Origin of the sequence: Haloferax sp. Atlit-48N, from assembly GCF_003383015.2 — an archaeon.
Classification (GTDB): Archaea; Halobacteriota; Halobacteria; order Halobacteriales; family Haloferacaceae; genus Haloferax; species Haloferax volcanii.
This window is the reverse complement of the sequence record NZ_CP137689.1, coordinates 289,500-310,469: the sequence shown is the minus strand read 5'-3', so window position 1 is coordinate 310,469 and position 20,970 is coordinate 289,500. Positions and strand designations below refer to the sequence as shown.

The following is a 20,970-nucleotide window of genomic DNA, read 5'->3' as shown; positions in this document are numbered from 1 at the left end:
GGTTATTCGTCCATCAGATCGATACCGATTGCTCTCTTGATCTGGTCACGGAGGCCACTCGCGCCGCCGGAGCCGCCGAGCGTCACGAGCGTCGGCTCGATGCTGCGCTCGACCGACTGCCGGGCGTTACGCGAGAGGTGGTCGAGGTCGTCTTCGTGCATCACGATGATGCCGACGTCCTCGTCCTCCAGCGTCCGCGTCACGGCCTCGTCGAGTTCGTCGTCCTTCGCTTCGTCCGGGACGTTCTCGAACTTGCGGACGCCCGCAAGCCGAAAGCCCGTGGTGAAGTCCGGACTGCCGATAACTGCGATTTCCTGGCTCATAGGATGACCAGCTCCGCTTCTATTGCATCGGGGTCCAGCCCGGCTTCGCGGCCGCGGGCGATGGCCCGGATGTTGTCGACCTCGCGCTCCTTGGCGAGGATGTACGAGACGATTGGCGTGACAGAAAGCGGGAACACGTAACCGAGCGTGTCCGCGTACTCCAAGAGCGCCGCGTCGAGGGCGCGCTCGAAGCCGATGAGGCTGTCTGCCGCTTCGAGGTCCGAAAGGGCCGCCGAGAGGCGGTCGCCGTATCGGCTGTCACGAATTTTCGACACCAGCTCGTCCGGGCTGGTCGCCAGCGACGCGAGCTCCGTCGCGCGGAACAGCGTGCCGCCCTCGATGAAGTAGTCGACGGGGTCGAGGTCGGCACCGCTGCGAGCGATGCGGAGCGCGTTGCGGGCGTTTCGGAAGTCGATTTCGGCTTCGAGGAACTCGCGGTACTGCTTTGCCTCTTCGCCGACGACCAGGTCGTCGAGCAACTGCTCGTAGAAGGCGCGGTCGACCGCGTTCTCCAGCGGGACGAGGACGCCGACTTCCTCGTACTCCTCGTAGGCGGCCGCGAGGCCGTCACCGAAGATGGTGCCGGAGAGGACGCTGACGACCTCTTCTATCTCGCCCGCGTCGAGCAGTCGCGAGATGAGGCGGTCGTCGAACTCGCCGGCGCGGATGAGGTCGGATTCGACCTCCTCGCGGGACGCACCGGAGTAGAGACCGCGGATAACCGTCTTCACGTTCCACGCGTCGAACTTGCGGAGATACCGCGCGATGAGGTCGTAGAGGCGGCCGTCTGCCCAGTCGAGGATATCGTTGAACTGCTTCGCCAGATTCTGGTTCAGCGCGTACTCGATGAGGTCGACGCCGGAAAAACGGCTGCCCAGCGCGTTGACCTCGGTCTCGTACTCCGATTCCTCCATGAACCGAGCGATTTCGGCCGGTCCCATGCGGACCAGTTTGCGGTACTCCTCGTCGCCGAACAGGGCACTACGTCGCGCTCGAACGCGAGCGATGACGTATTCGGGATTCGAGCCGCCGGTAGTGCTCATTGGTCGTCGAACAGTCGCGCACTCACTTCCTTCAGGTTGTCCTCCCAGACCGTGTCGAGGACCGAGTCGAAGGTGTTGTTCACCCGGACGCGCGAGTTCGACCCCTCGACCACGACGCCACCGAGGCAGTCGCGCTCGCCGGCGAACTCGTAGCCGTCGTAGTCTTCGAGGATGCTCGAAAGCAGCTCCTCGTCGTCGGCGCGGCCGTAGACGGAGACTTCGTCTGCGTCTTCGAACTCGACCGCCGCCGCGTCGAGCAGCGAGCGGGTGAGCTCTTCGCGACGGTCGCCTTCCAGCTCGGCGAGCTCGCGTTCGACCTGCTCTCGGACGCGCTGGAGCACGTCTCGACGGGCGCCGAGTCGGGCCTGCTTGGCTTCGAGCTTCGCGCTGGAGAGCGCCTGTTCGCGCTCCCGTTCGAGCTGTTGCTCGACGTCCGCCTTCCGCGATTCGAGGAGCTCTTCGGCGTCGGCCTCGGCCTCGGCGACGATCTCGTCTGCCTGTTCCTGGCCGTCCTGCCTGATGTCCTCTGCGCGTGCGCGGGCTTCGTCTCGGATGTCCTCAACGACGTTGTCCAAACTCATAATGGGAAAGAGAGGGGGTGCTTAGGCCGCGAAGACAACGACCAGTGCGAGGATGACGAGGGTCTCGGGGAGAACCGTGAGGACCAGCCCGTTGACGAAGAGGTCGTCGTCTTCCGCGATGGCACCCATCGCGGCGGAGCCGATGCCACGCTCCGCATAGCCTGCGGCGAAGGCGGCGATACCGACGGAGAGGGCCGCCGCGGCGTCGGCGGTGATAGCGGGCGAGGAAGCGGCTTCACTCTGCAGTGCAGTCATGAGGGGTTCGATTGCTTCAATCATTGTGTGTTCCTGAGTACCGGATTGTCGTCTCCGAACGTCCGTATGTGCTGTTAGCCGTATCATAAAGGTTCCCAAAACGTCTGGAGCGGTCTGCCTACGGCGGCGGAATCGTCGTCATTGCAAAAAGCAGTCGCTCCGAGCGGACAAAAGTCAAAAAAGAATCGACGATGAGGGTTAGTCTTCGGTCGTGAACTCGCGGTCGTAGCCGAACGGGTTGTACGCGCGGCCGCCGCCCTCGAAGAACTTGTTGAAGAACTCGACGTACTCGAGACGCACGGCCTGCAAGCCGGCGCTCGTGACGCCGAGCGCGAGGACGACCAGGTGACCGACGACGAGGACGAGCAGTCCGCCCACGACGCCCGCGGCACCCGTGTGGAAGATGCCGCCGAACAGAATCTCGGTCACTTCGTGGCCGTGATAGCTCACCGTTCCTGCCGCTTCGAGTGCAGCAGCGTCGGGCATTCCGCCGAGCCCGAAGTGCCAGCCGCCGTGGTCGTCGACGTACACGCCGAAGACGAGCAGGTTGACGGCGAACGCCATCGACGCCTTCGCGATGAGGACCGCGCCGAGACGCGTGTACGACAGGACGTTCGAAAGCGGGGCGGCGAACTCGACGAGTTCGGCCAGTTCGGCCGTCCCGAGCAGCCCCGCGCCGAGGAAGTACAGCCCGAGGCCGATCCAGCCGACGGTGAACGAGAAGCCGGAGAAGCCGAGCGGGATGAGCCCGTCGGCCGCGAACGTGGTGAACAGGAACTCCGGCGGGACGCCACCGAGCGCGTCGCTGAAGATCCAGATCCACAGGCCGTTCAGCATGAGGATCCACGAACCGCTTTCGAGGACCGCCTCCTTCGCGCCGTGGAGTTCGTAGTTCTCGAAGAAGTCGAGAATGTACCCCACGTTGATGTGGAAGATACCGACGGCGACGCTCACGGTGAGCCAACCGAGGGCCCACTCAGAGGTGGCCGGCGACAGCCCCTTCTCGATGGGCGGGTGCGACAGCCCGAGCATTCCTTCCCAGAAGTACTGGGTGATGAGGTGGAAGCCGAATATCTCGCCGTAGAGGATGCCGAACAACGTCGTGAACAGCCCCGCAGCGATGGTGACGCCACCCATGCTCTTGAGCGCACCGTCCTCGAACTTCGAGTAGAGGAAAAAGCCGATGGCGGTGTAGATGACACCGTACCCGAAGTCACCGATCATGAACCCGAAGAACGTCGGGAACGTCAGGAACAGGATGATGGTCGGGTCGAGCTCGTGGTAGTTCGGGCGGTTGACCGCCTGCACGAGGATTTCGAACGGCTTGACAGCGCCGCTGTTCTTCTGGACGACCGGCGGGTCGTCGTTGGACATCGAGACCGTTCCGCCGTCGGTAACGGCGGCCGTGCCGCCGGTCTCGGTGACGTCCTCCCGCGCGTGGTCGTGTCCGTCACGCGAGAACTCGGCGCGTTCGAGCTCCTCGACGGCGACGTGCTCGCCGACCTCGTCTTTGAGCGTGCCCGCGAACGTGTTGTAGCGCTCCGTCGGAATCCAGCCCTCGGCGACGAAGGCGTTCTCCGTCGTCGCGAACGAAAGCGGCGCTTCCGTCTTCTGGACGTCGATTGCGAGTCGCTCTTCGGCGGCGAGGAGGAACTCGCCCTCCTCGACGGCGATGTCGTGGAGCTCGGATTCGACGGTCTCGAGCTTCGACTCGATTTCGCGCTTCTGCTGTTCGAGGCTGCGGATGTGCTCTTCGGGGCTTCCCGAGGCGTCCGGGACTTCGAGCGTGGCGAACTCGACGCCGACCAGCGCGTCGGCGAGCGCCATCTCGTCGGCACCGTCGACCGGCCGACCGAAGACGGCGTGCGTGCGCTCGCCCGAGAAGATCTCGTAGGCGCTGATGTCGTCGGCGTCGACGACGGCGCGCTCGACGGGCTCGACCTTCCCCTGTCCGACGACGACCTGCAGGGTGTCGTACCCCGAAAGCAGGTCGAGGTCGAGTCCGAGGTCGACGAACGGCTCCATCGCGTCGATTTCTTCGTCCACCGCGCGGAGCTCGTTTTCGAGCTCGGAGCGGCGGTCGTCCAGTTCATTGACTTCGGCTCGAATCTCTTCGAGGGGCTCGCCGAGCGCGTCGTCGGGGACGATGCGCTGCCGGCCGGAGTCGGTGTCTTCGACCCCGAGGATGCTTTTGAGCGAGCGGACGGTGACGAGCTTGTCGGACGCGCTCTCGGCGCCCTCGATGGGCGACCCCGTCTCGAATCCGAACTCCTCCTGCCACGAGCCGTCGTATTCGGTGACGTGCAGCAGTCGGAGGTCGTGGACGGTCTCGATGACCTCGGGCATGACGCCCTTGGAACCGGTCACCGAGACCTTGCTCATCTGCTCAGGTCTGAGCATCCACCGCCTCCTCGAATTTGCCGATGGCGAACTCGACCGCGTCGTCGATGTGGTCTTCCGCCTCGGCAACCAGTTCGTCGCGGGCGTCCTCGCCTTCTTCGAGGATGCGTTCCCGCTCCGTCTCTATGTCCGCGCGTCCCTCCTGAAGACGCTCGGATTCGAGCTCTGCGGCCTCTTCTTCGGCCTCGGAGCGAATCTCATCGGCTTCCTCACGCGCCTCCGCGACGAGCTCCTCACGTTCGGCCTCGGCCTCTTCAACGATGTCGTCGGCCTCCTGCTCGGCCGTTTTGATTCGTTCGAGAACCTCTTGTCTCGGCATACTCGTATCACAGGAACGTTGCACAAGCGCTGTATAAGGTGTTTGCGGAAAGTCTGTGACAGACGCTCGGGAAACGCGGCGATTTTCCCCCCCGAACGCCGACCGGCGCGGCGAATCCGCACCGTTATCATCGGCGAGTTCTAATCCCGGCGCGATGGGAGTCCTCGAAAACAAAGCGCGGGCCCGCCTGTTCTACAAGTACCTCTCGAAGGTGTACGACCGGGTGAACCCGTTCATCTGGAACGAGGAGATGCGCGACGAGGCGCTGGAGATGCTCGACATCCAGCAGGGCGACCGCGTCCTCGACGTGGGCTGTGGCACCGGCTTCGGAACCGAGGGACTGCTCCGCTACACCGACGACGTCCACGGCCTCGACCAGAGCATCCACCAGATGCAGAAGGCGTGGGAGAAGTTCGGCAAGCACGACGAGGTCCGGTTCTACCGCGGGGACGCCGAGCGGCTCCCCTTCGCTGAGGACTCGTTCGACGTTATCTGGTCGTCCGGCTCCATCGAGTACTGGCCGAACCCGGTCACCGCGCTCGAAGAGTTCCGCCGGGTGGTGAAACCGGGGAGCAAGGTGCTCGTCGTCGGCCCCGACGACCCGAAATCCGGCGTCTTCCAGAAGCTTGCGGACGCCATCATGCTGTTTTACGACGAGGAGGAGGCCGACCGGATGTTCGAGGCCGCCGGCTTCGTCGACATCGAACACCACATCCTCCAACGCCAGCCGGGGAGCCCGCGGGCTATCGTCACCATCGCGCGCGCACCCGAGGAATAATCGCTGACCGCCGCGGTCGACGCGGCCGCTCGTGTTCGTCGCTGTCAGCGCATCGTCGCGACCGACTCACGACGCTGTCGCTTCGAGCGCCGCGACCGGCGTGTCGCCGTCGAAGACGCGGACGGTCACCGTCGCACCCGGCTCGATAGTCGGGTCGTTCGTCCCCGCGAGTTCGAGGGTCGCCGTCTCACCGACGGTCCACCGGGGGTCGGCCGCGGCGTTGAACGGGCCGGTTGGGCCGGGCCGGAACCCGCTGGCCGAGAAGAACGGCACGGGCGGTTGGTGCGCGAGCGACTCACCGTCCACCGAGATACGAACCGCGAGCGAGTCCACGTCGAGCGGCGCGCCACCCTCGTGAGTCAGCGACAGCGTGTCACCAGAGACCCCGAGCGACAGCGCCGTGGGTCGAGTCGGCGTCGGCGAGGCGTCGGCCGCGTCGAACGCCGCCGCGCCGACAGCGGCCGCGACGACGACCACGAGACCGATGAGGAGCACGCTCCCGATGAGTACTGACGAGCCGCGGGTCGAGCGGCGGAACTGACGAGGCATCGAGACGGGGTGGTCCCGTCATGGGATAAGAAGCTCCGGTCAGCCGACCGTCGGAGAACCGACCGTTGGCGAGTCGCCGGGTGCGCCCTGCGGGACCGTCCGGGAGGGGCCGGGCGACTCGGTCGATTCGGTCGGCGTCGACGTGACCGTCGGGGACGTGTCGTTTTCCGTGTCGGTTGGGTTCGCGGCGAGGGTGGGCGTGGGCGTCGGATCGGCCGTGAGCACGACCGCCGAGTTGCCCTTGATGACCGTGACGGTGTAGGGCGCTGACGGCGAGACGGTCCAGAGCGTCCCGTCGGAGCCGGTGTGACCCAACAGCGTGCTCTCCTGGCTGGCTTCGAGTCCAATCGTGACGTTCGCGTCGACCGGGTCGCCCGTCTCGCTTTCGTTCAACTGGATGCGGAGCGGTCCGCCGGGGTAGGTCCGGTCGACGGTGAGCGCCAGCCCGTCTCTGACCCCGGTGGCGGTGGCGGTGGTCGAAATCGACCTGAGGGGACGCGTCTGGGACTCCTTGAACACGCGTCCGCTTCCGGTGTCAACGTACGCCGTCAACTGCCCGTAGTTGTAGTTGATTCGCACGCGGTGGCTGTCGCCGGCACTGATGACGTTGGTCCCGTTCTGTGCGGTGCGGCTGGAGTAGATGGTCGGGTAGTTCTCCGCGACGATGTCGAGCGCCTCCTCGTAGGTGACCGTGCGCTGGTCGCGGTCGCGGAGGTCCGCGCGGTAGGCCTCGCGGACGTACTCGCCGTCGGCGACGACGCTGAGGACGACCCCGGTCTCGCTCGTCCGCACGGAGAACCGCGCGGCGTCGGCCTCGCCGGTCATGACCGCGACCGCGTGCGTCCGAACGGGGCCGGTGAACGTGTCGAGTTCGCGTTCGAGCGCCGCGAGCCGCCCGGAGCTAATCGAGAAGTCCGACGTTCGGCTCGTGACGTCACGGAGGGCGACGCGCCGCTCGTTGAGCGCCCGCGCCTCGGCGTCGATTCGCGCGAGTTCGATGAGGAGCTCTCGCGCGGTGAGGTTGTCGTCGTTGAACCGTTCGATGACGGAGCGCTGTGCGCTCTGGAGCGCGATTGCGCGCTGCTCGATGCCGTTTAGCTCGTCGAGGATGAGCTGTTGTCGGGTGCTGTCGTCGCTCGCGGACTCGATGCGCTCGAGAGACGCCCCCGTCTGAATCCGCCCGCCGGCCCTGAGCGCGGAGAAGTCGAGAGAGGGACCGAGGTCGACGTGGTGGGCTTCGACCGTCGACCGGACCAGCTCCGACGACGGGATATCGAGGACGTGAATCGTCTCGTTGGACGGCGACTCGACCTGTGCGTGGGTCGCCCCATCGAGCGCCGACGAGTGGGACGAGCCGTCGGTCGGACCGACCGCGCCGAGCACCGGCGACGCCACGAGGAGCATGACGACGACGAGTGGGAGGGCCTTCATCGCCGTGAGGGTACACGGGGGCAGTACTAAAATGACCCTCTTGCTGCTGTCGACGACGGCGACGGCGGGGGCGTCTCTCGACGGCGTCTGACGCTGTTGAATCGATGGAAAGCGTTTTCATCGCCGGACGAAACGGATTTACGTATATGCGGAGCGCCGCCCTCATCGTTGCCCTCCTCACCATCGTCGCCGGCGTCGCAGTCCCAGTGACGGCCACGGACGTGGCCGCGGCCGGCACGCAGAGCGCGGACGCGGTCGCCGGCGTTCCCGACACCGATGTCACCGATTCGAGCGCGGACGCGGACGAGACAGCGACGCTCGCGAAGCTCGGTCGCGGACCGCTCGCCGCCCAACAGACGACGCTCGAACGGTCACCGGAGACGGAAATCTCGATTCAACTACGCGCTGATCGCTCCGCGAACTGGCGGGTCGAGACGCGCTACGAGCTCGAGACGCAAAACGAGACCGCGGCGTTCGAGGAGTTCGCACGGGAGTACGAGCAGGGAACCGCCGACGCCGGTCCCGACGCGGCGTTCTTCGAACGCGTCAGTCAGACGGCCGCCGAGCAGACCGGCCGGTCGATGGCGGTTCAGAACGCGACGACGAGAGGCTACGTCGAAAACGAGACCGGCGTCCTCGTGTTGACGTTCACTTGGACCAACTTCCTCGAACAGACCGACGAGGGACTGCGTCTCGGTGACGCCTTGTCGGCCGATGACGACGGGACGTGGCTCACGTCGCTTCGGTCGAATCAGAACCTCACGATTCAGACGCCGCCGGGCTACGCCGTCAGCGACACGAACCTGCCGCTCGAAAACAACGCCCTCGTCGTCGAGGGACCACGGACTTTCGAATCGATTGACCAGTTGACCGTGACGTACGTCTCGACGGGCCCGGAACAGACGATTCCATGGACGCTCGTCGGCGGCGGCGCGGTCGTCCTCGCGGTGCTCGTGGCCGGCGTCGTCCTGTTCACGCGGCGGCGGCCGAGCGGGGCGGAGCCGGCCGGGGCGTCGGTGAGCTCCGAACCGCGACAGGAGCCGACGCCGGAGCCGACCGACGAGTCCGCACCGGACGACGACGACGGTGAGGAGCACGACGAGGTCGACGTCGACCTCGACCTGCTTTCGGACGAGGAGCGGGTCGAACTCCTCTTGGAACGGAACGGCGGGCGGATGAAGCAGGCGAACATCGTCAAGGAGACCGGCTGGTCCGACGCCAAGGTCTCACAGCTCCTGTCGGCGATGGCCGACGAGGAGCGCGTCGAGAAGCTGCGTCTCGGCCGCGAGAACCTCATCTCGCTGCCCGACGAGGACGAAGACGAGGAGTAATCGGGCGACGGCGTCGCGGACGGCCGCGGTGCGAAAACGTTTATTCGCCCCGGTCGGTAGTGAACGTTGATGAAAATTCTCGTAACCGTCAAGGAGGTAGCCGAGGTCGAAGAGGACTTCGAACTCGACGGGCTCCGCGTGGCGGACCAGTACCTCGACTACGACCTCAACGAGTGGGACGAGTACGCGGTCGAGGAAGCCGTCCAAATCGCCGAGGAGAGCGACGACGACGTGGAGGTCGTCGCCGTCACCATCGGCCCCGAGCGGTCGGAAGAGACCATCCGCATGGCGCTCGCCAAGGGCGTCGACCGCGCGGTCCGCGTGTGGGACGACGCGCTCGACGGCGTGGACCTGCTCGACGTGGCCGCGAAGACGCGCCTCCTCTCGGCGGTCGTCGAAGACGAGGACCCCGACCTCGTCCTGACGGGCGTGCAGGCCAACGACGACAGCTTCGGCGCGACCGGCGTCTCGCTCGCCTCGGCAATCGGCTTCGAGTGGGCCGCGGTCGTGAACGCCCTCGACCTCGACGCCGACGGCGGCGTGGCGAACGTCCGTCGCGAACTCGAAGGCGGCGTGGAGGAACTCACCGAGGTCGACCTCCCCGCGGTCCTCACCATCCAGACCGGCATCAACGAGCCGCGCTACGCCAGCCTGCGCGGGATTCGACAGGCCCAGTCGAAGGAAATCAAGTCGCTCGCGCTCTCCGACCTCGGCCTCGACGCCGCGGCGGTCGAATCCGACCTCGTCCTGACCGACGTGTACGAGCCGGAGACAGAGTCCGACGCGACCTACTTCGAGGGTGACGCCGGGGAGCAGGCCGCCGACCTTGCGACCGTCCTCCGGGAAAAGGGGGTGGGCGCGCAATGAGCGACGTGCTCGCCGTCGTCGAGCACCGCCGCGGAAGCCTCCGCGACGTGTCGTTCGAACTCGTGACGGCCGGGAGCGACCTCGTCGGCGACACCGGCGGCGACCTCCACCTCGCGGTCATCGGCGGCGACGTGGACGCCTTCGCCGGGGAGCTCTCGCTCGCCGGCGTGGACGCGATTCACACCGTCGCCGAGGGCGACGAGTTCAACCACGACGTGACCGTGCAGGCCGTCGAAGCGCTCGCCGAGGAACTCGACCCCACGTACGTCCTCATGGGCAACACGGTCAACGGCCTGGACTACGCTCCCGCGGTCGCAGAGCGCCTCGACCGCCCGCTCGTGACCGACGCCATCGGCCTGGAGAACGACGGCGGTCTCGTCGTCACCCGCGAGATGTACGCCTCGAAGGTCGAATCGACTGTGGAAGTCGACGCCGACCGCGCCGCGGTCACCGTCCGCCCGGGCGAGTGGGACGCCACCGAGGAGCCGGGCGAGCCCGCCATCGAGGCGTTCTCGTTCGACCTCGATGAGTCTCGCGTGCGCTCGCGCGTGACCGGGTTCGAGGAAGTCGGCAGCGGCGACGTGGACATCGCCGACGCCGACGTGCTCGTCTCCGTCGGCCGCGGCATCGAAGAGGAAGAGAACATCGAACTCGTGCAGGAGCTCGCCGACGCGCTCGGCGCGACGCTGTCGTCGTCGCGGCCCATCGTCGACAACGGCTGGCTCCCGAAGGACCGGCAGGTCGGCCAGTCCGGGAAGGTCGTCACGCCGAAGTTCTACATCGCAGTCGGCATCTCCGGCGCGGTCCAGCACGTCGCCGGGATGAAGGGCGCCGAGAACATCGTCGCCATCAACACCGACCCCGACGCGCCCATCTTCGATATCGCTGACTACGGTATCGTCGGCGACCTCTTCGACGTGGTGCCGGAGCTCATCGAGCAGTTCGAATAGAACCTTTTGCGCTGCGGGCGGCCTGAGGCCGCCCTCGGCAAAATCTTCACCAAAAACGCTCCTCACTCACTCCAGCGCGGCAGGTCGCGCTTCCGTTCGCTCGTCGGTCCGTTCGCTCGGGTGCCCCCTCGCTTACGGCACAGGGCAGCGTGGACGAACGTGAAACGCCCAGCGTGAGAGAACGTGAAAGGGCACACAATCTCGACCTCGCTGACGGGTCAGGAACCGCCGACGGCGACCGCCTCCGCGCTCGGTTTTCGGAAATCCGGTACGTACTTCCCTACCCAACCCTACGAACCGACAATGGAATACCTGGAGCGCCGGGTCACGATGGTAAACGACCGCCTCGAGGAGGTCGTCTCGGCGGTCGAGCCGTCGGAGCTCGCCGACCAACTCGACCACGTCGCTCTCGCGGGGGGCAAGCGCGTCCGCCCCGCCGTGACCATCCTCGCCTGCGAGGCCGTCGGTGGCACCCCCGAAGACGCCGTCGACTTCGCGGTCGGCGTCGAACTCGTCCACAACGCCTCGCTCGTCGTCGACGACATCATCGACCGGTCCGACATCCGCCGCGGCACGCCGAGCGCGTGGGCCGAGTACGGCTACGGCCCGGCCATCATCGCCTCCGACGGCCTGCTCGGCGAGGCGTTCGCCCTCCTGTCGTCGTCCGACCGCGCCACCCGCATCGTCGCCGAATCGATGGTCGAACTCGGTGAGGGCGAGGCGACCGAACTGGTCGCGGTCCCCTCGAACGAAGCCGAGTACATGCAGCTCGCCCATCGCAAGACGGGCGCGCTGTTCCGCGCTGCGGCCGAACTCGGTGCAGTCGCCGCGGGCGGCGACGCCCACGTCGTCGAGGCGTTCGGCGACTACGCGGCCCGCGTCGGCGTCGCCTTCCAAATCCGCGACGACGTGCTCGACGCCACCGCGGACGCCGAGGAACTCGGGAAACCCACGGGACAGGACGCCGAGATGGGCCGGCCGTCGCTCGTGCAGGTGACCGACCTGACCCCCGAGGAAGCGAACCGCCGGGCCCGCAAGCAGGCCGACGAGGCGCTGTCGGCGCTGGACGACTCGGGCGTCGACGACTCGGAGCCGCTGGAGTATCTCCGCGACCTCGCGGAGTTCGTCATCGTCCGCGAGAGCTGAGGAGTCGAGAGGAAACACAGTCGGCGGGGGGAACGCCGATTACGCCGGTTGCTCGTTTTCGCCGTCGGAGCCGGTCGGGTAGCGCGACTCCGCCACCGCGAACGTGAGCGTGCTCAGCACGCCGAGGAGCGTGCCGACCGTGAGCGCGACGGCGAGCCCGGGGAGGTAGAACGTCTGGACGCCGACGACGCCCTCGGGGAGGAAAAACCCCGAGAGCGCGTACAGTACGATGGCGATGGCGAGCACGTAGAACGGCGCGTTGAGATAGCGCCACTTGAAGCGGTCGTGGAGGTACTCGTCCGTCACCTGCCCGAGGCTGCTGGTGATGCCGGCGGCGGCGAACCACTCGACCGCGCCGTGGACGAGCGTGGCGAGGACGAGCCCCGCCGGGGGGTCGCCCGCGACGCTCTCCGAGACGGTTTCGAGGAGTTCGACCCCGCGGACGCCGCCGACGACGAGGAGCGCCGCGGCGGCGACGTAGGTGATGATGGTGACGCGGCCGGCGTAGAGGACGTTCCGGGCGCGGTCGGCCGCCTCGTCGACCGCTGATTCGAGGCCGAGGCCCCGGAACAGCGTGTACAGGCCGAGCAGCGCCGAGATGAGGCCGAGAACGACCGCGCCGGGCACGTCGAAGAAGCTGGCGATGGTGACGAAGGGGTAGATGAGAAGCAGGATGCCGAGCGGGACGAGGATGGTCCCGCGGGTCTCGGGGTCGGCGAGCACCTGCTTCATCGTGTAGTACATCGATTCGAGGTTCTGGGCCTGCCTGACGACGACCCGGCGAACCCCGTCGATGGGGACGCGCGAGCGGATGACCGGCAGGACCGACTCGTCCTGCGCGCCGTCGGTGATGACGATGGCGTGGACGGGCTCGCCGGTCGAGAGGCTCGCGAGGACGGTGTCTATCTCGTCGCCGATGGCGCGGTTCGCCTTCACGTCGCTGCCTTCCAACCCGGTGACCGCCGCGACTTCGACCTCCTCGTCCTCCGATTCGAGGAGTTCGTCGTGGACCTGAATGCCCTGAAAGAGGACGTTCACGTCGGAGTCCTCCGGGTCCGCGGTGGCCAGCGCCACCGCGGCGTCCTCGACGCGCTGTCGGCCGACGACGGGCGTCGACAGACCCGTCTTGCGGCCGAGGTCGTCGTCGAGGTCGACACAGAGGACCAAGAGCATCGTTGACTCCTATGCCACGGGGATATATCTGCTTTCGGGGGAGCGGTCGCGGTGGCGCGGTCCGTCGGTCTCACCGAGCGGGCGGTCGGCCTCGGGCGCGCGGTCGCGACCCGCCCGTGAGCCGCGGCGCTCACTCCGCCGCGCCGGCCTCGCCGACGGGGTCGAAAAGCACCTCGAAGCGCGCGCCGGCCGCGCCGTCGACGACCCGAACCGCCCAGCCGTGGGAGTCGGCAATCTGCCGGACGATGCCGAGTCCGAGGCCGTTTCCGTCGCCGTCTTTGGTCGAAAAGCCGGCGTCGAAGACGCGGTCGCGAATCGACGCCGGGATGCCGGGCCCGTTGTCCTCGACGAAAAAGCCGCGGCGCGACGGAAGCGCGCCGACGCGAATCACGAGGCCCGTCGGCTCGTCGCCGCGGTCGGCCGCGCCGGCGCGGCCGTTTCGAGCGTGCTGAAGCGCGTTCCGAAACAGGTTCTCGAAGAGGCGCGTCGTCCGGCTCTCGTCGGCTTCGACCACCGGAAGCTCGCCGATTTCACAGCGGACGTGGTCGGCGTTCGACGAGCACATCTCCCAGCCGGTGGCCGCGGCGTCGGCCAGCGAGACCTCCGTCGCGTCGAGGACGGAGCGCTCGTCGCGGGCGAGAGACAGCACGTCTTCGACCACGTCGGTGATGCGTCGGTGGGCGCGCTCGACGTGGTCGAGGTGGCTGTCGTCGTCGAGTTCGCGTGCGAGTTCGAGCCGGCCCTGTGCGACCGCCAGCGGGCCGCGGATGTCGTGCGAGAGGACGCGGGCGAAGGCGTCGAGCCGGGCGTTCTGCTGGGCGAGTTCGCGCTCGTGGCTGATGCGTTCCGTGAGGTCGGAAATCACGCCGAGGATGTTCGTCACGTCGCCGTTCTCACCGAGGAGCGGGACCGCGCGGGCGGTGGCCCAGTGGATACGCTCGCTCCCCTCGGGAACGAATCGGAACTCGTACTCGTACTGGTCGTCGACGGCACCGTCTCGGATGTCGACGAACATCTCGTCGATAGCCCGCGTCAGTTGGTCTCGGTCGTCGACGTGGATGAGGTCGAGGAACGAGTTCGGGTCATCGTAGAGAAGCGACACGTCGCGTCCCCAGACGCTCTCGAACTGGTCGTTGATGTAGACGATGTCGAACTCGGTGGGCTCCGAGATGAACACCATATCCGGGAGCGACGAGATGATTTGGCTGGTGAGACGCTCGGACCGTCTGAGGAGTCGTTCGGACTCCAGTCGGGCCGTGACGTCCATCGCGGTCCCGACGACGACCGGCTCGCCGTCGACCGTCGTCCGCTGACCGGTGATTTCCAGCGCGGTCAGCTCGTCGGCGTAATCACGGACGCGAACGGTGTACGACATCGATTCGACGCTGCCGTGGGACCTGTTTCGAAGGCTCTCTTCGACGATGGCGCGGTCTTCTTCGACGACGAACTCGGTGATGGGTCGGCCGACCACCTCGTCCGTGTCGTAGCCGAGCAAGTTCGAGAGATACTCGTTGACGAACGCGACCCGGCCGTCGCGTATCACGTACAGGCCGACGAGCGACTGCTCGGCGACGACGCGGAGCCACGCGTGCAGTTCGTCGAGTTCGGTCGACTGGCGGGCCGCGGCGACCGCCTTCGAGATGCGGTGGGCGAGCACCGCGATTTGAGCGTCGGTCGGTCGCTTGTCGACCACGTCGGCGACGCCGGCGGCGACCGCCTCGCGGACCGTCTCCTCGGAGTCGAGCCGGGTGAACAGAATCACGGGCGGCGGGTTCGGCAGCTCGCGGACGCGAAGGAGCGCGTCGAGACCGCCGGTGCCGTCGAATTCGAACTCGGTGACGATACAGTCGAACGGCGACTCGGCGTGCGCGTCGACCGCCGCGGTCGGCGCGTCGACCGCCGCGACATCGAGGCGGTCACAGCCGCTGAGCGCCGACATCGTGTCCGCGGCGGACTCGGTGTCGTCGACGAGGAGCACCCGTACCGGGCCCTCAGCACGAACGACGGAACCGAGAGACATGGCGTGTTGTCAGTCACAGACAATAATAATCGTACCGGCGAGCGGGAGGTGCTCCGGGCGAAGTCGGACGCCTTTTGACGATGCACCAAGTATGGTTCCGTAATCGAATGATCTCGAAGGGATGCGAACAGTGCGCCATGGGCGGGAAGATGGTGCTGTTCGTCTACGGGTACTGCGACCAGCGCGATTGTTTCTACTGCCCGCTCGGCGAGAATCGCAAGAACGTCACCGACGTGTACGCCAACGAGCGGAAAGTCGAGTCCGACGCCGACGTCATCGAGGAGGCGAAACGCATGGACGCGCTCGGGTCGTCCATCACCGGCGGCGAACCGCAGGAGGCGCTCGACAAGACCTGCCGATACATCTCGCTTCTCAAAGACGAGTTCGGTGAGGACCACCACATCCACCTCTATACGGGAATCACTGGCGGCCGCGAGAACATGCGCCGCCTCGCTGAGGCCGGCCTCGACGAGATTCGGTTCCACCCGCCGCTCGAACTCTGGGGCGACATGCACGGCACCGAATGGGAAGATATCCTCTACATCGCCCGCGAGGAGGGCCTCACCCCGGCGTTCGAGATTCCGGGCATCCGCGCGGAACCGGAGTTCCTCGACTTCCTCGACGAGGGGGCCGCGGAGTTCTGCAACATCAACGAGTTCGAGATGTCCGACGGGAACTACCGCCGGATGCAGGAGAAGGGCTACGAACTGCAAGACGGCCACATGTCGGCGGTCGACGGCTCGAAGGAGGCCATCCTCGACGAGATGGGCGACCACGAGCGCGTCTACTTCTGTACCTCCGTGTTCAAGGACGCCGCCCAGCACAGAAATCGCCTGAAGCGCATGGCCCGCAACCTCCGCCGCCCCTTCGACGAGGTGACGGACGACGGCACGCTCGTCTACGGCAAGACCTACACCCCCGCCGAGCGCTTCATCGAACTCGGCGTCCCCGACGAGTTTTACAGCATCAAGTCGAACCACGTCGAGGTCGCGTGGTGGCTCCTCGAAGAGATGATCGAAGACGGCGACGTCGACGACGGCGAAATCGTCGAGCAGTACCCGACCTACGATGGCACGGTGGTCGAGCGGACGCCGCTGGCCTGAGTTCGGCGTTCTTTTTGGTCCAGATTTTTGCGGACGCGAACCCGTGAGCGTCCGGAAAAAGGTGGGATGGCACGGTGGTCGAGCGGACGCCGCTGGCCTGAGTTCGGCGTTCTTTTTGGTCCAGATTTTTGCGGACGCGAACCCGTGAGCGTCCGGAAAAAGGTGGGATGGCACGGTGGTCGAGCGGACGCCGCTGGCCTGAGTTCGGCGTTCTTTTTGGTCCAGATTTTTGCGGCGGTTCACACGCCTGTCACGACCGAAAGCGGTGTGCCCGCCCCCGGTTTCTCGCGAGCGCGACGGACAGACTCGGCGTGAGCGCCGCGGCGACAGCCGCGGCCGTGGTCGGCCCGAGAGGGAGACCCGTCGCGACGCCGGCGGCCGCGACCGCGACGCCGACGAACACGCCCGCGGCGATGCCGGCGCGCTGTTGGCGGTGTGTCGGCCTGAATCCGCGGGCGTCGGCGTAGAGCGCGCCCGAGAGTCCGAGGACAAATCCGAGGAGCGCGCTGGTCGTCCCGAGACGCGGGGCAAGCGCGAGGAACGCCGCGCCGACGACCGCACAGCAGGCGAGCGACTGGACCGGCGACAGCGGGTTCACGTCCGCGCCGAACCGGACCGCGTAGGCGACGGGCGGAAGCGACACCACGACGGCGGCGAACACGCCGTCGAGCGGTTCGACCGTCGCGCGTTCGAGGACGGCGGCCGCCGCGGTCAGGAGGCCGATGGCTACGCCGAGGCCGAGGACGACCCGCGGCGGCAGCGCCTCAGAGGGGTCTTCGGACCGGAGGACGCCGAAGGCGGCGAAGGGGTAACAGACGGCGGCACCGAACAGGAGCGGGCGAAACAGCGCGCCCGAGAGAACCGCCGCGGAGACGGTCGCAGAGAGGCCGAGGAAGACGCCGATAAGGAGTGCGAACTCGGGGACGCGTTCTGCCATACCGCGGGGTTCGAGCGCGCGAGGGAAAGCGTTTCGGCGGGCGACGGGGTACCCGCAAGCGTTTAGAGTGCCCCTAGTGTACCTCCCCGCATGTCCGACTGTCCACTCGCGGACGACTGCCCGAGCTTCTCAGAACGAATCGCGGGCATGGGGTGCCAGTACTACGGCGACCGCGGCGGCGCGGAGTGGTGCGACCACTACGAGCGCCCCATCTCCGAGCTCAAACAGCAGCCCGTCAAGCCGGGGGAGGAGGTCATCGTCACCGTCGAGGACATCCACGAGAGCGGTGCCGGCGTCGGGCGGACCGAAGACGGCTTCATCGTCTTCGTGGACGGGCTCCTGCCGGACGCGCGCGCCATCGTCCGCATCGACCGGGTGAAGGGGAGTCACGCCCGCGCGAAGAAAGTCGTCGAGCGCCTGCCGCTCGACCCCGAAGCCGAGGGGGACGAGGCGGGAGAGACGAGCGGGGCGGGCGAGTCAACCGGCGCGGACGCCAAATCGAAGGGAAGCGGTCGCGACGGTCCGAAGCGCCCCGAGGCGCTCGGCAGCCGAGACAACTTCTGGGGCGAGTAACGCCGAGTCGGCGGCGGCGTCCCGTGGACAGTCAGCCTGCTGTATCTTTTTTCACCCCCGAGACCTACCCCGAGGTATGAGCGACGCCGGACGCGACGACGAGACGGTCCCCGACGTAGACCAACTGCTCGACAGGGCGGGGTTCGACCCGGAGACGAGCGTCCTCACGCGACGGCAGGCGGAGGTGCTCGCGCTGCGCGAGCGTGGGGTCCGCCAGTCGACTATCGCCGACTTCCTCGGCACCTCGCGCGCGAACGTCTCCAGCATCGAAGCCAGCGCCCGCGCCAACGTCGAGAAGGCCCGCGAGACGGTGACGTTCGTGGACGCGCTCACCGCGCCGGTCCGCGTCGAGGTCCCGACCGGAAGCGACCTCTACGACGTGCCCAAGCAGGTGTACGACGCCTGCGACGAGGCGGGCGTGAAGGTGAACCAGACCGCGCCGGACCTGATGAAAATCGTCTCCGACGCCGCCGGCGACGCGGTGGAGGGACGGGAAATCAAAGAACAGCTGTTCGTCGGCGTCACGAGCGACGGCCGGGTTCGCGTCCGCCGGCACGCCGACGGCGTCTGAGCCCGTACAGCGCGCAGCCGACCGCACCGACCCGCCGTTCTGACGGCCCGATTCGCCACACGTCGTGCCGCGAGGCCCACGCTTTTGCTCGCGGCGGTCGTCGCCCCGGACATGGAACTCGGACTCGACGGCGACACGGTCGTCGTCACGGCGAGTTCGGCCGGTCTCGGGCGCGCGAGCGCCGCGGCGCTGGCCGACGAAGGAGCGAACGTCGTCGTCTGCGGGCGCGACCCCGAGCGCCTCGCGGCGACCGAATCGGAGCTTGGCGACCTCGACGGCGACGTGCTCGGCGTCGAGACCGACATCACGAACAAGGGAGACGTGGAGGCGCTAGTCGAGGCTGCCGTCGAGGAGTTCGGCGGCGTCGACCACGTCGTCACCTCGGCCGGCGGCGTGCCGCCGGGCGGCTTCGCTGACCTGACCGAACAGGAGTGGTACGGCGCGTTCGACATGCTCGTCATGAGCGCCGTCTGGACCGTGCGGGCGGCGCGGCCGCACCTCGAAGCGAGCGACGCGGGGACGATTACCTGCATCACCTCCACGTCGGTCAAGGAGGTCATCGACGACCTCATCCTCTCGAACGCGGTCCGCCGCGGCGTCATCGGCCTCGTGAAGTCGCTGTCGCGCGAACTCGCGCCGGGCGTGCGGGTGAACGCGGTCCTGCCGGGCGCACACGAGACGAGTCGCATCGAGGAACTGGTCGAGGCGGCCGTCGAGCGCGGCGACCACGACACGTACGAAGAAGGCCTCGACTCGTGGTCCGACGGGATTCCGCTGGGCCGCGTCGGTGACCCGCGCGAACTCGGCGACGTGGTCGCGTTCCTCGCCAGCGACCGCGCGAGCTTCGTCACCGGGGCGTGTGTCCCAGTCGACGGCGGGCGGCTGCGGAGCGCCTGAGCCGCCCCGCCGGTCACGGCGCAATTTTTGAGGGAGACACCGACGCCGCCACGCCCCGGTGGACCCGCGACCTGAGCGCGAGGTGCGAGAGTCCCACGAGGAGCAGGCCGGCGAAGTACACGAGAAGCGCCGCGCCGACGAGGTCGGCGTTTAGGTCGATGCCGACGACCGACGGAACGGTGCCGCCGTAGCGCTCCCACGCCACGGGGCGCGTCGAAATGACGGCGAAACAGCCGTACGCGACGACGCCGAGCGCGAGCTGAAACAGGTGCGGAACGTCGGCCAGCGCGAGCCATCGTCCCCTCCCGCGCTCGTCGCCGAAGACGCCGCCGCGGACGCGTTCGTGTCTGAACGGGGAGTCCGACGACCCCGCGAGCGCCGCCTCGATGACGGCGAGATGCTTCGCCACGAAGAGCATCTGGTTGTGAGTGAGAATCACCTCGACGAACACGAGACCGATGAGAATCGGAACCATCCCGAGATACACGAGGTGGCCGGCGTAGAGCGCGTAGCCGATGACGGCGGCGATGGCGGCCATCAGCCCCTGAATCCGCCTGCTCTGTTGGTCGATGAGGTCCTGTTTTTCGCTCTGGAGACACTCGTACTGCGTCAGTAACTGCTCGACGCGCTGTCGTCGGTTCGGGAGGTGCCTGTCGCCCATACTGTCAATCAGGCTGAACTACGCGACGAAGAACCGTTCGGTCAGAACATCTCTTTCCGCTTCAGCCGCGACACCACCTCGCGAACTTTCTGCGCCTCCTCTTTCGGGACGACGAGCACCCGGTCGTCCCACGCGACGACCGCGAGGTCGGAGACGCCGACGAGCGAGACGGTCGCGCCGTCGGTGGCGACGACGTTGTCCGCGGCGTCGACGAACACCGGGTCGTCCCCGAGCGCGACGTTGCCGTTCTCGTCGGCGTCGACGATGCGTTCGAGGGCGTCCCACGAGCCGAGGTCGTCCCACTCGAAATCGGCCGGGACGACCGCCGCGTCGGCGGCGCGCTCCATCACCGCGTAGTCGATGCTGACGGCCTCGACCGCCGCGAAGCCGGCGTCCGCGTCGCCGTCGTCGAGGGCGTCGAGGAGGGGGGAAAGCGGCGAGTCGCGCGCGGCGGAAAACAGCGCTTCGGGCGTCCACGCGAACATCCCGGCGTTCCAGAGGTAGCCCTGGTCGACGTAGCGGGCGGCCGTCTCGGCGTCCGGTTTCTCGTGGAACGCGGCGAGGTCGCGGGCGTCGCCGCGGTCCGCGCCGGGTTCGATGTAGCCGTAGCCGGTCTCCGGGCGAGTGGGTTCGACGCCGAAGGCGACGAGGGAGTCGGTGTCGGCGGCGACGCGCGCCCCGCTGGTCATCGCCTCGGCGAAACCGTCGCCGACGTGGTGGTCGCTCGGGAGGACGACCACGACCGGGTCGTCGTACGATGCGGCGATGCGGTGGGTCGCGTAGACGAGCGCCGGGCCGGTGTCCTTGGCCGCGGGCTCGACCACGACCTCGGCGTCGGGCGCGTGGTCAGCGATGTCGTCGGCGAACGCGGGACGCGTCGAGACGACGACGTGGTCAGCGAAGTCGGCGCGGGCGACGGTCTCCGCGAGCAGCGAGCGGTCGCCGCCGAGCGGGAGGAACTGCTTGGGCCGGTCGCTCCGGCTCGCGGGGTACAGGCGGGTGCCGGTGCCGCCGGCGAGGACGAGCGCGACGAGTGGGCGGTCCATACGGGCCGGTGGTGCC

General features: G+C 67.5%; 22 protein-coding genes. 9 read left to right on the top strand and 13 right to left on the bottom strand.

The features are described from left to right. Nucleotides 1-2: 2 nt before the first annotated feature. The 6 genes from DEQ67_RS01760 to ahaH form a co-directional block, all read right to left on the bottom strand. On the bottom strand, nucleotides 3-323 hold the full coding sequence (locus DEQ67_RS01760) for a V-type ATP synthase subunit F (RefSeq protein WP_004044608.1): 321 nt from the start codon (nucleotides 321-323) through the stop codon (nucleotides 3-5). Next, nucleotides 320-1,366 carry a V-type ATP synthase subunit C gene (locus tag DEQ67_RS01755; RefSeq protein ID WP_115802102.1) on the bottom strand — a complete coding sequence of 349 codons (1,047 nt, stop codon included), beginning with the start codon at nucleotides 1,364-1,366 and terminating at the stop codon, nucleotides 320-322. The genes DEQ67_RS01760 and DEQ67_RS01755 overlap by 4 nt, the downstream gene beginning before the upstream one ends. Beyond that, nucleotides 1,363-1,947, bottom strand: coding sequence for a V-type ATP synthase subunit E (locus DEQ67_RS01750; protein ID WP_004065384.1), 585 nt, complete (start codon nucleotides 1,945-1,947; stop codon nucleotides 1,363-1,365). The genes DEQ67_RS01755 and DEQ67_RS01750 overlap by 4 nt, the downstream gene beginning before the upstream one ends. A gap of 21 nt (nucleotides 1,948-1,968) precedes the next feature. After that, a complete protein-coding gene (locus tag DEQ67_RS01745; protein ID WP_004044611.1) occupies nucleotides 1,969-2,226 on the bottom strand; it encodes a F0F1 ATP synthase subunit C in 258 nt (85 codons plus the stop codon). Between the two features lie 174 nt (nucleotides 2,227-2,400). Next, complete coding sequence (locus DEQ67_RS01740; RefSeq protein WP_115860568.1) at nucleotides 2,401-4,602, bottom strand: V-type ATP synthase subunit I; 2,202 nt, start codon at nucleotides 4,600-4,602, stop codon at nucleotides 2,401-2,403. Further along, complete coding sequence (gene ahaH, locus DEQ67_RS01735; RefSeq protein ID WP_004044613.1) at nucleotides 4,589-4,921, bottom strand: ATP synthase archaeal subunit H; 333 nt, start codon at nucleotides 4,919-4,921, stop codon at nucleotides 4,589-4,591. The genes DEQ67_RS01740 and ahaH overlap by 14 nt, the downstream gene beginning before the upstream one ends. 154 nt (nucleotides 4,922-5,075) lie before the next feature. Between ahaH and DEQ67_RS01730 the strand changes: the two genes are divergently transcribed. Then, nucleotides 5,076-5,699 (top strand): methyltransferase domain-containing protein, encoded by a 624-nt coding sequence (locus DEQ67_RS01730; protein WP_004044614.1) that lies wholly within the window; start codon nucleotides 5,076-5,078, stop codon nucleotides 5,697-5,699. Nucleotides 5,700-5,765: 66 nt separating this feature from the next. Here DEQ67_RS01730 and DEQ67_RS01725 read toward each other — a convergent pair whose 3' ends face one another. Both DEQ67_RS01725 and DEQ67_RS01720 read right to left on the bottom strand, forming a co-directional pair. Then, entirely contained in the window at nucleotides 5,766-6,248 is a 483-nt protein-coding gene (locus DEQ67_RS01725) for a type IV pilin (protein WP_115802100.1), read from the bottom strand. Between the two features lie 39 nt (nucleotides 6,249-6,287). Continuing rightward, nucleotides 6,288-7,679 (bottom strand): DUF7094 domain-containing protein, encoded by a 1,392-nt coding sequence (locus DEQ67_RS01720; RefSeq protein ID WP_115860570.1) that lies wholly within the window; start codon nucleotides 7,677-7,679, stop codon nucleotides 6,288-6,290. A gap of 146 nt (nucleotides 7,680-7,825) precedes the next feature. Here DEQ67_RS01720 and DEQ67_RS01715 point away from each other — a divergent pair, with 146 nt between their 5' ends. The 4 genes from DEQ67_RS01715 to DEQ67_RS01700 all read left to right on the top strand — a co-directional run bounded on the left by DEQ67_RS01715 (nucleotide 7,826) and on the right by DEQ67_RS01700 (nucleotide 11,973). Beyond that, nucleotides 7,826-9,010, top strand: coding sequence for a helix-turn-helix transcriptional regulator (locus DEQ67_RS01715; protein ID WP_115891401.1), 1,185 nt, complete (start codon nucleotides 7,826-7,828; stop codon nucleotides 9,008-9,010). A gap of 69 nt (nucleotides 9,011-9,079) precedes the next feature. Further along, nucleotides 9,080-9,877: an electron transfer flavoprotein subunit beta/FixA family protein gene (locus tag DEQ67_RS01710; protein WP_115860572.1), complete on the top strand. Its 798-nt coding sequence runs from the start codon at nucleotides 9,080-9,082 to the stop codon at nucleotides 9,875-9,877. Beyond that, complete coding sequence (locus tag DEQ67_RS01705) at nucleotides 9,874-10,827, top strand: electron transfer flavoprotein subunit alpha/FixB family protein (protein WP_115860574.1); 954 nt, start codon at nucleotides 9,874-9,876, stop codon at nucleotides 10,825-10,827. Before DEQ67_RS01710 ends, DEQ67_RS01705 begins: the two co-directional genes overlap by 4 nt. A 303-nt stretch (nucleotides 10,828-11,130) precedes the next feature. Continuing rightward, a complete protein-coding gene (locus tag DEQ67_RS01700; RefSeq protein WP_004065397.1) occupies nucleotides 11,131-11,973 on the top strand; it encodes a polyprenyl synthetase family protein in 843 nt (280 codons plus the stop codon). 39 nt (nucleotides 11,974-12,012) lie between these two features. Here DEQ67_RS01700 and DEQ67_RS01695 read toward each other — a convergent pair whose 3' ends face one another. After that, nucleotides 12,013-13,146: a DUF373 family protein gene (locus DEQ67_RS01695; protein WP_004044621.1), complete on the bottom strand. Its 1,134-nt coding sequence runs from the start codon at nucleotides 13,144-13,146 to the stop codon at nucleotides 12,013-12,015. A 130-nt stretch (nucleotides 13,147-13,276) separates the two neighbouring features. Further along, the gene (locus DEQ67_RS01690; RefSeq protein ID WP_233506006.1) at nucleotides 13,277-15,166 is read right to left on the bottom strand and encodes a PAS domain S-box protein; all 1,890 of its coding nucleotides are present in this window, start codon (nucleotides 15,164-15,166) and stop codon (nucleotides 13,277-13,279) included. A gap of 107 nt (nucleotides 15,167-15,273) precedes the next feature. On the opposite strand from DEQ67_RS01690, the gene DEQ67_RS01685 reads away from it, so the two are divergent. Continuing rightward, nucleotides 15,274-16,269 (top strand): radical SAM protein, encoded by a 996-nt coding sequence (locus DEQ67_RS01685; protein WP_013035304.1) that lies wholly within the window; start codon nucleotides 15,274-15,276, stop codon nucleotides 16,267-16,269. 250 nt (nucleotides 16,270-16,519) lie between these two features. Here DEQ67_RS01685 and DEQ67_RS01680 read toward each other — a convergent pair whose 3' ends face one another. Continuing rightward, the gene (locus DEQ67_RS01680; protein WP_115802096.1) at nucleotides 16,520-17,206 is read right to left on the bottom strand and encodes a hypothetical protein; all 687 of its coding nucleotides are present in this window, start codon (nucleotides 17,204-17,206) and stop codon (nucleotides 16,520-16,522) included. 90 nt (nucleotides 17,207-17,296) lie between these two features. Here DEQ67_RS01680 and DEQ67_RS01675 point away from each other — a divergent pair, with 90 nt between their 5' ends. The 3 genes from DEQ67_RS01675 to DEQ67_RS01665 all read left to right on the top strand — a co-directional run bounded on the left by DEQ67_RS01675 (nucleotide 17,297) and on the right by DEQ67_RS01665 (nucleotide 19,247). After that, nucleotides 17,297-17,779: a TRAM domain-containing protein gene (locus DEQ67_RS01675; RefSeq protein ID WP_004065411.1), complete on the top strand. Its 483-nt coding sequence runs from the start codon at nucleotides 17,297-17,299 to the stop codon at nucleotides 17,777-17,779. Nucleotides 17,780-17,855: 76 nt separating this feature from the next. Then, nucleotides 17,856-18,350, top strand: a complete 495-nt coding sequence (locus DEQ67_RS01670) for a Tfx family DNA-binding protein (RefSeq protein WP_004044626.1) — start codon at nucleotides 17,856-17,858, stop codon at nucleotides 18,348-18,350. Nucleotides 18,351-18,461: 111 nt separating this feature from the next. Next, entirely contained in the window at nucleotides 18,462-19,247 is a 786-nt protein-coding gene (locus tag DEQ67_RS01665; protein ID WP_115802095.1) for an SDR family oxidoreductase, read from the top strand. Nucleotides 19,248-19,260: 13 nt separating this feature from the next. Here the strand turns inward: DEQ67_RS01665 and DEQ67_RS01660 are convergent, their stop codons facing one another. Together DEQ67_RS01660 and DEQ67_RS01655 are read right to left on the bottom strand one after the other, a co-directional pair. Next, nucleotides 19,261-19,908: a hypothetical protein gene (locus DEQ67_RS01660; RefSeq protein WP_004044628.1), complete on the bottom strand. Its 648-nt coding sequence runs from the start codon at nucleotides 19,906-19,908 to the stop codon at nucleotides 19,261-19,263. A 41-nt stretch (nucleotides 19,909-19,949) separates the two neighbouring features. Then, a complete protein-coding gene (locus DEQ67_RS01655) occupies nucleotides 19,950-20,954 on the bottom strand; it encodes a mannose-1-phosphate guanylyltransferase (RefSeq protein ID WP_115891402.1) in 1,005 nt (334 codons plus the stop codon). Nucleotides 20,955-20,970 lie beyond the last annotated feature (16 nt).

What these genes read in the sequence shown, in the direction of transcription:
- DEQ67_RS01700 (WP_004065397.1), top strand. Translation starts at nt 11,131, where the DNA reads ATGGAATACCTGGAGCGCCGGGTCACGATGGTAAACGACCGCCTCGAG.
- DEQ67_RS01745 (WP_004044611.1), bottom strand. Translation starts at nt 2,226, where the DNA reads ATGATTGAAGCAATCGAACCCCTCATGACTGCACTGCAGAGTGAAGCC.
- DEQ67_RS01675 (WP_004065411.1), top strand. Translation starts at nt 17,297, where the DNA reads ATGTCCGACTGTCCACTCGCGGACGACTGCCCGAGCTTCTCAGAACGA.
- DEQ67_RS01660 (WP_004044628.1), bottom strand. Translation starts at nt 19,908, where the DNA reads ATGGGCGACAGGCACCTCCCGAACCGACGACAGCGCGTCGAGCAGTTA.
- DEQ67_RS01690 (WP_233506006.1), bottom strand. Translation starts at nt 15,166, where the DNA reads ATGTCTCTCGGTTCCGTCGTTCGTGCTGAGGGCCCGGTACGGGTGCTC.
- DEQ67_RS01710 (WP_115860572.1), top strand. Translation starts at nt 9,080, where the DNA reads ATGAAAATTCTCGTAACCGTCAAGGAGGTAGCCGAGGTCGAAGAGGAC.
- DEQ67_RS01760 (WP_004044608.1), bottom strand. Translation starts at nt 323, where the DNA reads ATGAGCCAGGAAATCGCAGTTATCGGCAGTCCGGACTTCACCACGGGC.
- DEQ67_RS01670 (WP_004044626.1), top strand. Translation starts at nt 17,856, where the DNA reads ATGAGCGACGCCGGACGCGACGACGAGACGGTCCCCGACGTAGACCAA.
- DEQ67_RS01740 (WP_115860568.1), bottom strand. Translation starts at nt 4,602, where the DNA reads ATGCTCAGACCTGAGCAGATGAGCAAGGTCTCGGTGACCGGTTCCAAG.
- DEQ67_RS01755 (WP_115802102.1), bottom strand. Translation starts at nt 1,366, where the DNA reads ATGAGCACTACCGGCGGCTCGAATCCCGAATACGTCATCGCTCGCGTT.
- DEQ67_RS01655 (WP_115891402.1), bottom strand. Translation starts at nt 20,954, where the DNA reads ATGGACCGCCCACTCGTCGCGCTCGTCCTCGCCGGCGGCACCGGCACC.
- DEQ67_RS01715 (WP_115891401.1), top strand. Translation starts at nt 7,826, where the DNA reads ATGCGGAGCGCCGCCCTCATCGTTGCCCTCCTCACCATCGTCGCCGGC.
- DEQ67_RS01750 (WP_004065384.1), bottom strand. Translation starts at nt 1,947, where the DNA reads ATGAGTTTGGACAACGTCGTTGAGGACATCCGAGACGAAGCCCGCGCA.
- DEQ67_RS01695 (WP_004044621.1), bottom strand. Translation starts at nt 13,146, where the DNA reads ATGCTCTTGGTCCTCTGTGTCGACCTCGACGACGACCTCGGCCGCAAG.
- DEQ67_RS01730 (WP_004044614.1), top strand. Translation starts at nt 5,076, where the DNA reads ATGGGAGTCCTCGAAAACAAAGCGCGGGCCCGCCTGTTCTACAAGTAC.
- DEQ67_RS01720 (WP_115860570.1), bottom strand. Translation starts at nt 7,679, where the DNA reads ATGAAGGCCCTCCCACTCGTCGTCGTCATGCTCCTCGTGGCGTCGCCG.
- DEQ67_RS01725 (WP_115802100.1), bottom strand. Translation starts at nt 6,248, where the DNA reads ATGCCTCGTCAGTTCCGCCGCTCGACCCGCGGCTCGTCAGTACTCATC.
- ahaH (WP_004044613.1), bottom strand. Translation starts at nt 4,921, where the DNA reads ATGCCGAGACAAGAGGTTCTCGAACGAATCAAAACGGCCGAGCAGGAG.
- DEQ67_RS01685 (WP_013035304.1), top strand. Translation starts at nt 15,274, where the DNA reads ATGATCTCGAAGGGATGCGAACAGTGCGCCATGGGCGGGAAGATGGTG.
- DEQ67_RS01665 (WP_115802095.1), top strand. Translation starts at nt 18,462, where the DNA reads ATGGAACTCGGACTCGACGGCGACACGGTCGTCGTCACGGCGAGTTCG.
- DEQ67_RS01680 (WP_115802096.1), bottom strand. Translation starts at nt 17,206, where the DNA reads ATGGCAGAACGCGTCCCCGAGTTCGCACTCCTTATCGGCGTCTTCCTC.
- DEQ67_RS01705 (WP_115860574.1), top strand. Translation starts at nt 9,874, where the DNA reads ATGAGCGACGTGCTCGCCGTCGTCGAGCACCGCCGCGGAAGCCTCCGC.